Origin of the sequence: Actinophytocola sp. (assembly GCF_049647105.1) — a bacterium.
Classification (GTDB): domain Bacteria; phylum Actinomycetota; class Actinomycetes; order Mycobacteriales; family Pseudonocardiaceae; genus Actinophytocola.
Map to the genome: position 1 here is coordinate 41713 of NZ_JBARWZ010000076.1, position 10020 is coordinate 51732.

The window sequence follows — 10020 nt, forward strand, 5'->3', positions numbered from 1 at the left end:
CTCCAGTGTGTCAGGACGCGGCCGCCGTGCTCTGCGCGTCCGCGACCGCCTTGGCCAGCTCGTCGCGGTTCATCTTGGAGCGGCCCTTGACGTCGAGCTCCTTCGCGAGCTTGTCCAGGTCGGCCTTGCTGAGGTCGTCCAGGTTCGGGGACTTCGGCGCCGCCCGGCCCTTCTTGCGCCCCTCGACGCTGCGCGACAGCGCCTCGAACAGGTCGACGACCTTCGTCGGCTCGGACGGCTCGGCCTCTGCGACGATCTCCTTGCCCTCCCGCTTGGACTCGATCAGCTTCTCGACCTGCTCGGTGTAGGTGTCGTGGTACTCGTCGGGCCGCCACTCGTCCGACATCGACTCGATCAGGTTGACGGCCATGTCGATTTCCTTGCCGCGCGCGGACGCGACTTCCGGCAGTGACTTCAGCTCCTTGGCCGGGTCCCGGATGTCCTCGGGGAACAGCAGCGTGTTCAGCACGAGCAGCCCGTCCCCGGCACGCACGGCCGTCAGGTATTCCTTGCCGCGCATCACGAACGACGCGACCCCGGCGCGGTTCGTCTTCTCCATCGCCTGGAGCAGCAGCGAGTACGACTTGCTGTACTCCTCCTTGGCGGGCGCGAGCCAGTACGTCTTCTGGAAGTGGATCGGGTCGATGTCCTCCAGGTCGACGAACGAGTTGATGTCGATCGTGCGGGACCGGCCTGGCGCGATCTGGTCCAGCTCCTCCGGCTCGATGATCACGTACTCGCCGCCGCCGACGTCCGCGCCCTTGACGATGTCGGAGAACGCGACCTCCTTGCCGGTGCGCTCGTTGATCCGCTTGTACCGGATCCGGTCCGAGGTCCCCCGCTCGAACTGCCGGAAGCTGATCGTGTGGTCCTCTGTCGCGCTGTACAACTCGACGGGAATCGTCACCAACCCGAAGTTGATGGCTCCGCTCCAGATCGGTCGCGCCACTGCTACTGCCCTCCACCTGGCTGTTGCGTCATGGTCATGATGGCCCTTTCCTGCTACGACGCACCAGTCCGCGACTTTCGCCACCGTGAAGTTTGCGTCCCGAACGACCCGGGTACCACCTCGGCGAACAGGTCAAGCGCGATGTTGTGAAGGAGCCAGCCATGGTGGACGTTTCCCGGCTGCCCGGTCCGATTTCGGAAACGTGGGACTGGCAGCGACTGGCTGCCTGCCGAGGCCGCAACAGCGACATGTTCTTCCACCCGAGGGCGGAGCGTGGCCAGGCGCGGGAGGAACGGGTCGAGCGGGCGAAGGAGGTCTGCCGCGGTTGTCCGGTGATCGTGCAGTGCCGCCATCACGCGCTGACCGTGTACGAGCCGTACGGCATCTGGGGCGGACTCGACGAGTCCGAGCGCCGCGCCGCCTACGCGCACCGCAAGAAACTACAGGTCAGCGACAAACTGCAGGTCAGCGACGCGAGTTGACCAGCTCCACCACCGCATCGACCACCCGCGACCCGGCCACCAGGACCGGGTCGTTGTGGTCTGCGCCCCTGATCTCGACCACCCGCACCGGCCCCGCCGCCGCCTCGGCGACCGCGCGGCTCTGCCCGGGCGGGACGACCGAGTCGGCCGTCCCGTAGACCACGGTCGTCGGCACGTCGATCCGCCGCACCTGCTCTGCGACGGGGAACCGGTCCCGCAGCAGCATGCGCACGGGCAGGAACGGGTAGTGCTCGGCCGCGGTGTCCGCCAGCTCGGTGAACGGGGAACGCAGCACCAGGCCCGAGGGCGGGTGCTCCACCGCCAGCTCGGTCACCACGGCGCCACCGAGGCTCTCCCCGAAATAGACCAGCCGGTCCCTTGGCACCCTCAGCTCGCCGGCCAGGTACGCGTGGGCGGCCCGCACGTCCAGCGCGAGCCCGTCTGCGCTCGGGTCGCCGGGGTTGCCGCCGTACCCCCGGTAGTCGAACAGGAGTACCGAAAGGCCCTCGGCCCGCAGCGCGGCGGCCAGCTCGGTCCGGTGTGACCGGTCGCCGCCGTTGCCGTTCGCGACCAGCACGGTGAACCCCAGGCCGGGTCCGGTGGCCGGGACGTACCAGGCACCCAGCGTGAGCCCGTCCCCGGTGGTGAGCCGCACGTCACGGGCGCCGGGCAGCACCCGCGCGGCGGGCGGCAGCGGCCCGTTCGACGGCAGGTAGATCAGCTTCCGCTGGAAGAAGTAGGCGAGCGCCAGCACGACCACGACGACCACCACCGTCGTCGTCGCGCCGACCACCAGCCATCGAGGCACCCGCCCAGTGTTCCCGAAGGGCCTTTCATTAGGGTTTTGTGGGTGCTGACCATGCAGGACGCGCTGATCGCCTTGACCAAGTACTGGACCGACCGGGGTTGCATGATCGTGCAGCCGTTCAACACCGAGGTCGGTGCCGGCACGCTCAACCCGGCGACCATTCTGCGGGTGCTCGGTCCGGAGCCGTGGCGGGTGGCCTACGTCGAGCCCAGCGTGCGCCCCGACGACGCCCGGTACGGCGAGAACCCCAACCGGCTGCAGACGCACACCCAGTTCCAGGTGATCCTGAAGCCCGACCCGGGCGACCCGCAGGAGCAGTACCTCGCGAGCCTCGAGGCGCTGGGCATCGACATCCACGCCCACGACATCCGCTTCGTCGAGGACAACTGGGCCAACCCGGCGACCGGGTCATGGGGTCTTGGCTGGGAGGTGTGGCTGGACGGGCTGGAGATCACCCAGTTCACCTACTTCCAGCAGGCGGGCGGCATGAGCCTCGACCCGGTGTCGGTCGAGGTCACCTACGGCGTCGAGCGCATCATCATGGCGCTGCAGGGCGTGAGCCACTTCAAGGACATCCAGTACGCGCCGGGCATCACCTACGGCGAGGCGTTCGGCCAGGCCGAGTACGAGATGAGCCGCTTCTACCTCGACGACGCCGACGTCGAGACGCAGAAACGCCTGTTCGAGGACTACGCCAACGAGGCCCGGCGCATGCTGGACGCGCGGCTGCCCGTGCCCGCCCACCTGCACGTGCTCAAGTGCTCGCACACGTTCAACGTGCTGGACTCCCGCGGCGCGGTCTCCACGACGGAACGCGCGAAGGCGTTCGCGCGGATGCGTGGCCTTGCCCGCGAGGTGTCGGCGCTGTGGGCGGAGCGCCGCGAGGAGCTCGGTCACCCGCTGGGCATGTCGGAGCTGCCCCCGGCCGCCGAGGTGCCCGCGGAGTTCGCGGAGGTCACCGAGCCCGCCCCGCTGCTGTTCGAGATCGGCACCGAGGAACTGCCGCCGCACGAGGTGACACGCAGCGCGGCGGCGATCCGCGACGCGGTCGCGTCGAAGCTGGCGGCGACCCGCCTCGACCACGGCGACGTGGTGGCCGACGCGACCCCGCGCCGCATCGTGGTGCGGGTCGGGCGCGTGGCCCCGAGGGAGCCGGACGCCGAGCGTTTCGTCCGCGGCCCGCGTGCCTCGGCGGCGTTCGACGCCGAGGGCGCCCCGACGAAGGCCGCCCAGGGCTTCGCCCGCGGTCAGAAGATCGACCCGGCCGCGCTGGAGCGGGTCGAGCAGGACGGCGTCGAGTACGTCGGTGTCACGAGGACCGACCTCGGTCGCGGCGCGCTCGAGGTGCTGAGCGGTGTGCTCGGCGAGGTGGTCACGGAGCTGCGTGCTGACAAGAACATGCGGTGGAACGACCGGAAGCTGTCGTTCACGCGTCCGGTCCGCTGGCTGGTCGCGCTGCTGGGCGACCGGGTGGTCCCGGTGACGGCGTCGTCGATGACGGCAGGCCGCGAGACCCGCGTGCACCGCACGGCCGCCCAGCCGGTGGTGCCGGTCGAGACCGCGGCCGGCTACCTGGACTTCCTTGCGGGACACGGCATCGTGGCGTCGATGACGGTCCGCCGCGAGCAGATCGTGAAGGCGGCGCGCGACCTGGCGGCCACGGTCGGCGGCACGATCGACGAGCAGGCCGAGGCGGGCCTCATCGACGAGATCACCAACCTCGTCGAGGCCCCGAACGCCATCCTGGGTGGTTTCTCGGAGACCTATCTCGAGCTGCCGCAGGAGATCCTGACGACGGTGATGCGCAAGCACCAGCGCTACCTTCCGGTCCGCACGGCCGATGGCGAGCTGCTGCCCCACTTCGTTGCGGTGGCCAACGGTGCCTGTGACCAGGATGCCGTGCGTGCGGGCAACGAGGCGGTGCTGCGGGCCAGGTACGAGGACGCGAGCTTCTTCTGGCGCGCGGACCTGAAGGTCGCCCCGGAGATCATGAAGGCAGGCCTGCGCCGTCTCGCGTTCGAGGAGAAGCTCGGGTCCATGGCCGACCGCGCGGCTCGGGTCGCGGCGGTGGCAGGCGACCTCGGCGCCGAACTGTCCACAACGGACCGCTCCACACTGGACCGGGCGGCGGCGCTCGCGAAGTTCGACCTTGCCTCGCAGATGGTCATCGAACTGACCAGCCTCGCCGGCGTCATGGCCCGCGAGTACGCGGCCCGCTCTGGCGAGCCCCAGGCCGTGGCCGAGGCGTTGTTCGACATGGAACGCCCCCGCTCGTCCGGTGACCGTCCCCCGGCGACGGTGCCGGGCGCGGTACTGGCGCTGGCGGACCGTTTCGACATGCTGGTCGGCCTGTTCGCGGTGGGTGCCGCGCCGACGGGAAGCTCGGACCCGTTCGGCCTGCGCCGGGCCGCGGCCGGGGTGATCAGCATTCTGCGAGCGCACCCCGCGCTGTCGGACATCACCCTGGGCCGGGGGTTGCGGTCGGCGGCGGATCACGTGCGGGCACAGGGCATCGAGGTGCGCGAGGAGACGCTGGCGGAGGTCGAGGAGTTCGTCGTCCGCCGTTACGAGCAGCAGTTGCTCGACGCGGGGCATGACCATCGTCATGTGGCCGCGGTGCTGCCGCTGGCGGGTGCTCCGGCCGGTGCGGAAGCCACTCTTCGCGAGATCGAGCAGCGTGCCGGGGATTCCGAGTTCGCCGCGTTGGTGACCGCTCTGCAGCGGGTTCGCCGGATCGTCCCGGCCGGCACTCGGCCGGAGTACGACCCCGCGCGGTTGGTGGAGCCCGCCGAGGTGGCGCTGCACGGCGAGCTGGTGAAGGCCAAGGACGCCATGGCCACGTCCGCTCTGGCGGGCTTCGTGCTGGCGGCCACCTCGCTCACCGCTCCCATCAACACGTTCTTCGACGACATTCTCGTGATGTCGGAGGACGCCGAGGTGCGGGCCGCCCGACTCGGTTTGCTCGCCACCATTCGGGACCTGGCCGCGCCGGTGCTGGACTGGCAGGCGCTGGGAACGAGTTTCGCCGCGGATTAACCACGGCAGATCTCATCCGCATCGGAGGAGGTCACGGCGCCGGTCAATGCGACATGTTCGTGACGTGGCGTCCGTGGCCGCGTGGTCGGGCCGCGATGACCGGCGCAGACCTGGACCGGGTGTGCGACCGCCTCTACCTCGACAAGCCGGGGCAACGGCCATGCGATGACCGGGCATGACGTTGCGGAGGTTGGCGGATGGGGCAGACGCTGGGCGACCTGCTTCCGTTGGCGGTCGGGGTGGCGATCTCCCCGATCCCGATCATCGCGGTCATTCTGATGTTGCTGGCGCCGAAGGCGGGTGGCACCAGTGCCGGGTTCCTCGCCGGGTGGGTGGTCGGTGTCGCGGCGGCGACCGTGGTGTTCCTGCTGTTGGCCGGCACGTTTGACATGGGTAGTGGCGAGCCGTCATCGACGGCGTCATGGATCAAGCTGGTACTGGGGGTGCTGCTGCTGCTCCTGGCGGCGCGGCAGTGGCAGTCACGTCCTCGGGCGGGCGCGGAGCCGTCCGCGCCGAAGTGGATGGCGGCGATCGACCGGTTCACCGCGCCCAAGGCCGCCGGGCTGGGGCTGCTGCTGTCCGCGGTGAACCCGAAGAACCTGCTGATGTGCGTCGCCGCAGGCACCACGATCGCCTCCGGCGGGCTGTCGGCCGGGCAGGACAGCTGGGCGGTGGTGATCTTCACGGTGCTCGCGACCTGCACCGTGTCGCTGCCCGTGCTCGCCTACGCGGTGGGCCGCAAGCGGATGGCCCGCCCGCTGGAGTCGCTGCACACCTGGCTCGCCGCGCACAACGCGGCGGTGATGGGCACCATGCTGCTGGTCATCGGCTTCGTGCTCGTCGGCAAGGCCATCGGCGGCCTGGTGTGACCCGTCGCGGCGGCACGCCGCTGATCGCAGGCTCGCTGCGGGGCTACCGACGATCCTGGTTGCGCACCGACCTGCTGGCCGGGCTGACCGTGTGGGCGGTACTGGTGCCCGAGTCGCTGGCCTATGCCACGATCGCGGGAGTGCCGCCGGTGGTCGGCCTGTACGCGGCCGTGCCCTCGCTGGTGCTCTACGCGCTGATCGGCTCGTCCCCGCACCTGATCGTGGCGTCCATGTCGGCGACCGCCGCGCTGTCGGCGGGCATCATCGGCGACCTGGCCGACGGCGGCAGCGACCAGTATCTCGCCCTCACCACGGCACTGGCGCTCGTCACCGGCCTGCTCGGCATCGTCGCAGGCCTGGCCCGGCTGGGATTCCTCGCCTCGTTCATCTCCGCGCCGGTGCTCAAGGGGTTCATCATCGGGCTCGCACTGACGATCATGGTCGGTCAGCTGCCGAAGATGTTCGGCGTCGAGAAAGGCGAAGGGGACTTCTTCGCGCAACTCGGCGCCGTGCTCGGCCAACTCGGCGACACCAACGTCGCGACACTCGCCGTCGGCGTGGCGAGCCTGGTGCTGGTGCTGCTGCTGCGCCGGTGGCTGCCGCTGGTGCCCGGCTCGCTGGTCGCCGTCGTCCTCGCCATCGCCGCGGTCGCGGTGTTCGGTCTCGAGGCCCACGGCGTGGCGATCGTCGGCCCCATCGACGCCGGCCTGCCCCATTTCGGCCTGCCCGACACCGGGCCGGGTGACTACCCGACGCTCGCGGGCGCGGCCTGCGGCGTGCTGCTGGTCGGCTACGCCGAGGGCCTCGGTGCGGCGAAGACCTACGCCGCGAAGGCCGGTGTGGACATCGACCCCAACCGCGAGTTGTTCGGCCTTGGCGCGGCCAACCTCGGCGCCGGGCTGACCTCGGGCATGGTGGTCAACGGCAGCCTGTCCAAGACCGCGGTCAACGGCGGCGCCGGTGCGAAGAGCCAGCTCTCCGGGCTCACCGTCGCCGCACTGACCGTGCTCACGCTGCTGTTCCTCACCGGCCTGTTCGAACCATTGCCGGAAGCCACGCTCGCCGCCATCGTCATCGCCGCCGTGATCGAGCTCGTCGACATCCCGGCGCTGCGGCGCCTGCATCGCGTGTGGACACATGCCCTTGGCGGCATCTACGGCTGGGCCGCCCGCGCGGACTTCCTCGCCGCCCTGACCGCCCTGCTCGGCGTGCTCATCTTCGACACCGTGCCCGGCCTGGTCATCGGCATCGTCGTCTCGCTGACCCTGCTGCTCTACCGTTCCTCCCGCCCGCACATCGCCCGCCTCGCCAGCAGGAGCGGCCAGACCGGCACCGGCCAGGACGACCGCCCGCGCGTGTGGCTGGACATGGGCCGCCATCCCGGCCTGTCCACCGACCCCTCGGTGCTCGTCCTGCGGGTGGAGTCCGGGCTGTTCTTCGCCAACGCCGACCACATCCACGCACACGTCCTCGCGCAGCTCACCGACGCCACCCGCGCCGTCATCCTCGACACCGAGACCGCCCCGTTCATCGACGTCACCGCCACCGACATGCTTGTCCAACTCGCAGGCGACCTCGCCCACCGCGACGTCACCCTTGCCCTCGCCCACCCGATCGGCCAGCTCCGCGACGTGCTCGAACGCGCGGCACGCGACACGCCGATCACCGTCCACCCGGACGTGGACTCCGCCGTCGCGGCCGCGCGGCAGCACATGGCCGGCACGGACGGCCCGTGACCCGGGACGCCAGGGGTGCTCCGGACCGACTTCATCTGTTTCGGGTGAGGAGCCGCCGCGTCCTCGCCCTCGACGGTACGACCGGTCGGCTTGTGGCAGCGCTGTCCGGCGAGGGTTGGCGGGCAGCGGGTCGGAAGTCGACCGTTTCGGGGTGAAGTTCTACCCCGGGGTCGGGACGAGGCTCGGGGTATGACGGCGGCCTCCCGTGGCACCGGCGCGGCTCGCGGCGGTGCTCGAACCGGGCGACAAGAATTTCGCCATCGTCACGCCGTGACCGCGGCAGGCCGTCGCCGAAACCATCCCCGGAAACCCCAGCCCCCCAGGAGGGTCAGAGAAGCACGACCTCCCGAGACCCCTCGGTCCCCTTGACGATCAGCTGTTCCCGGTCCTCCCGCACGGCGCGGTAAACGAAGTCCCCATACCCGACCAGCCGCCGGAGCGCCTCGGTCAGGGTCACGCCCTCTCGCTCGATGACGTTCTCGAGTGCACGCACAGTATCCGGTGAAACAGCGACATTGATCCTCTTCGGTTCTGTCTTCGTGGAAGTCTGCTGTCCCGCGGGTTCGGATGGTGCACCCTTGGCCGTCATGGTCACATCCCGTTGCGTTAAGTTGGGGCATTCGGGTTAAGTGTATGTGCGTTGCTGGTGCGGATGCAACACGATAACTACACGTAATTGACACTCACAGAGTGTTGTCAGGTCGCCTCCGGAGGGTTACGCTCAAGGTGGGCCGACCGAGCTGACCTGCATCGACGGCCCGCCGGGAGGCGCGAAGCACATGCCTGACACCAGCTCCGCCGCGTACCGACGGCACGCGGAGCGGCCCCCATGGCGCGTGAGTGGTCTCGAGCCCGTCGACTGCACGTGGTTCGAGACCGGTGACGAGCCGCCCGCTGACCTGCCGCTCATCGTGCTCGTCCCCGTTCAATCCGGGCTCACTGATCCCGGTCGAACCGGTTCGGGTTGACGTTCGCGCCCGCTCCGAAGAACGCGCCGACGATCGTGGCGGCCGCACCGAGCAGGATCGGCAGCATCGTGCGCGCCAGTTCCGTGGCCAGCGCCGGAGAAAGGGCGCCGATCCACAGGCCCACCACCAGCGTGATGATGGTCAGCAGTATCAACATGCCGACGCCGAGCAGCACCCACTTCTGCATGCGCAGGTAGTGACGCCGGGCGGCCTTCTTCGCCTCGAGCTCGGCCTGTCGTTCGCGCAGCTCCAGTTCCCTGCCACGGGCGATCAGTTCGCGGTTGCCCGGTGGTGAGCGGTCCACCCACGTGCCGTCGTCGGTGACCTCGCCCGGCCGGTTCCTGCGGATCATGACAGGTCCGGCAGTGGGATCAGCGCGATCAGTGGCTCGTCGACGGGCTGGTCGCCACCTTCCTCGTACCACGTGACCGCCGCGCAGGTGTCGTCGTCCGCGACGCGGCCGGGTACCGGCTCGTCGTCGCGCGGCGTCCTGGCCGCGGGGCTCGTGTCCTGCATGACGGGGTTCCTTCGTGGGGCCGGAGTGGGGTGTTCGCATTGCGAACATCACCCTAAGAAGCAGGGTAACTCCAGATTGCCACATAAACAACGGTGATTGCGTGCTAGGAACCTGTTGCTTATGTGTATGTCCCGTGCCAGACTTGACAAATCGGGGCCGACAGAGGAAGTGATGTGGTCATGCTGGGTAACCGCCCGGATGTCGAGGAAGCGCCCCAAGGCCGCCTCACCGCCGAGCCGAAGCGGATCAACGTGGCGATCTCGCCGGAGATGGTCCGCGCGCTCGAGATCGTCATCGAACGGGAGGGTGTGACGCTCACCGAGGCTCTGCGACGTCTGGTCGGCTACGGCGACTTCGTCTACCGGGCGGTACGCGAGCAAGATGAGCAGATCCTGCTGACCGGCCCCGATGGCACAAGAGAAGTGGTACTGCTCTAGGAAGGAAAGCGGTGACTGGTCTGGAGCTGCCTCATGGATCTTTGGGGCGAGGGCCGGGACCTGCTCAACAGTGACCTCAGGGGAACGTGACGGCAACCCAGCCACCAACCACTCACGATCCGAGGGTGCGCTGGGTCGGGACGAACACTTTTGATGCCGGGGAGGCGGACTAGGGACGGCACCCAGCCGCCAACCACTCACGATCCGAGGGTGCGCTG

10 protein-coding genes are annotated in these 10020 nt (G+C 69.5%); 5 read left to right on the top strand and 5 right to left on the bottom strand.

Going from position 1 to position 10020, the window contains the following annotated elements; all coding sequences use genetic code 11:
• Positions 1 to 10: 10 nt before the first annotated feature.
• On the bottom strand, positions 11 to 949 hold the full coding sequence (locus tag WBA97_RS09440) for a Ku protein (protein ID WP_424230353.1): 939 nt from the start codon (positions 947 to 949) through the stop codon (positions 11 to 13).
• Positions 950 to 1110: 161 nt separating this feature from the next.
• On the opposite strand from WBA97_RS09440, the gene WBA97_RS09445 reads away from it, so the two are divergent.
• Positions 1111 to 1431 carry a WhiB family transcriptional regulator gene (locus WBA97_RS09445; protein WP_424230354.1) on the top strand — a complete coding sequence of 107 codons (321 nt, stop codon included), beginning with the start codon at positions 1111 to 1113 and terminating at the stop codon, positions 1429 to 1431.
• On the opposite strand, the gene WBA97_RS09450 is transcribed toward WBA97_RS09445, so the two are convergent.
• A complete protein-coding gene (locus tag WBA97_RS09450; RefSeq protein WP_424230355.1) occupies positions 1415 to 2239 on the bottom strand; it encodes an alpha/beta hydrolase in 825 nt (274 codons plus the stop codon). The two genes, WBA97_RS09445 and WBA97_RS09450, sit on opposite strands and share 17 nt — an antisense overlap.
• A 51-nt stretch (positions 2240 to 2290) precedes the next feature.
• Between WBA97_RS09450 and WBA97_RS09455 the strand changes: the two genes are divergently transcribed.
• The 3 genes from WBA97_RS09455 (at position 2291) to WBA97_RS09465 (ending at position 7880) form a co-directional block, all read left to right on the top strand.
• A complete protein-coding gene (locus WBA97_RS09455; RefSeq protein ID WP_424230362.1) occupies positions 2291 to 5275 on the top strand; it encodes a glycine--tRNA ligase in 2985 nt (994 codons plus the stop codon).
• 197 nt (positions 5276 to 5472) lie between these two features.
• Complete coding sequence (locus tag WBA97_RS09460; RefSeq protein WP_424230356.1) at positions 5473 to 6144, top strand: GAP family protein; 672 nt, start codon at positions 5473 to 5475, stop codon at positions 6142 to 6144.
• Positions 6141 to 7880, top strand: a complete 1740-nt coding sequence (locus tag WBA97_RS09465; RefSeq protein WP_424230357.1) for a SulP family inorganic anion transporter — start codon at positions 6141 to 6143, stop codon at positions 7878 to 7880. The genes WBA97_RS09460 and WBA97_RS09465 overlap by 4 nt, the downstream gene beginning before the upstream one ends.
• A 328-nt stretch (positions 7881 to 8208) precedes the next feature.
• Here the strand turns inward: WBA97_RS09465 and WBA97_RS09470 are convergent, their stop codons facing one another.
• The 3 genes from WBA97_RS09470 to WBA97_RS09480 form a co-directional block, all read right to left on the bottom strand.
• Positions 8209 to 8337 (bottom strand): hypothetical protein, encoded by a 129-nt coding sequence (locus WBA97_RS09470; RefSeq protein ID WP_424230358.1) that lies wholly within the window; start codon positions 8335 to 8337, stop codon positions 8209 to 8211.
• Positions 8338 to 8816: 479 nt separating this feature from the next.
• Positions 8817 to 9200 carry a hypothetical protein gene (locus WBA97_RS09475; RefSeq protein ID WP_424230359.1) on the bottom strand — a complete coding sequence of 128 codons (384 nt, stop codon included), beginning with the start codon at positions 9198 to 9200 and terminating at the stop codon, positions 8817 to 8819.
• Positions 9197 to 9364, bottom strand: a complete 168-nt coding sequence (locus WBA97_RS09480; protein WP_424230360.1) for a hypothetical protein — start codon at positions 9362 to 9364, stop codon at positions 9197 to 9199. Before WBA97_RS09480 ends, WBA97_RS09475 begins: the two co-directional genes overlap by 4 nt.
• Before the next feature lie 180 nt (positions 9365 to 9544).
• On the opposite strand from WBA97_RS09480, the gene WBA97_RS09485 reads away from it, so the two are divergent.
• Positions 9545 to 9802, top strand: coding sequence for a hypothetical protein (locus WBA97_RS09485; protein ID WP_424230361.1), 258 nt, complete (start codon positions 9545 to 9547; stop codon positions 9800 to 9802).
• Positions 9803 to 10020: the final 218 nt, after the last annotated feature.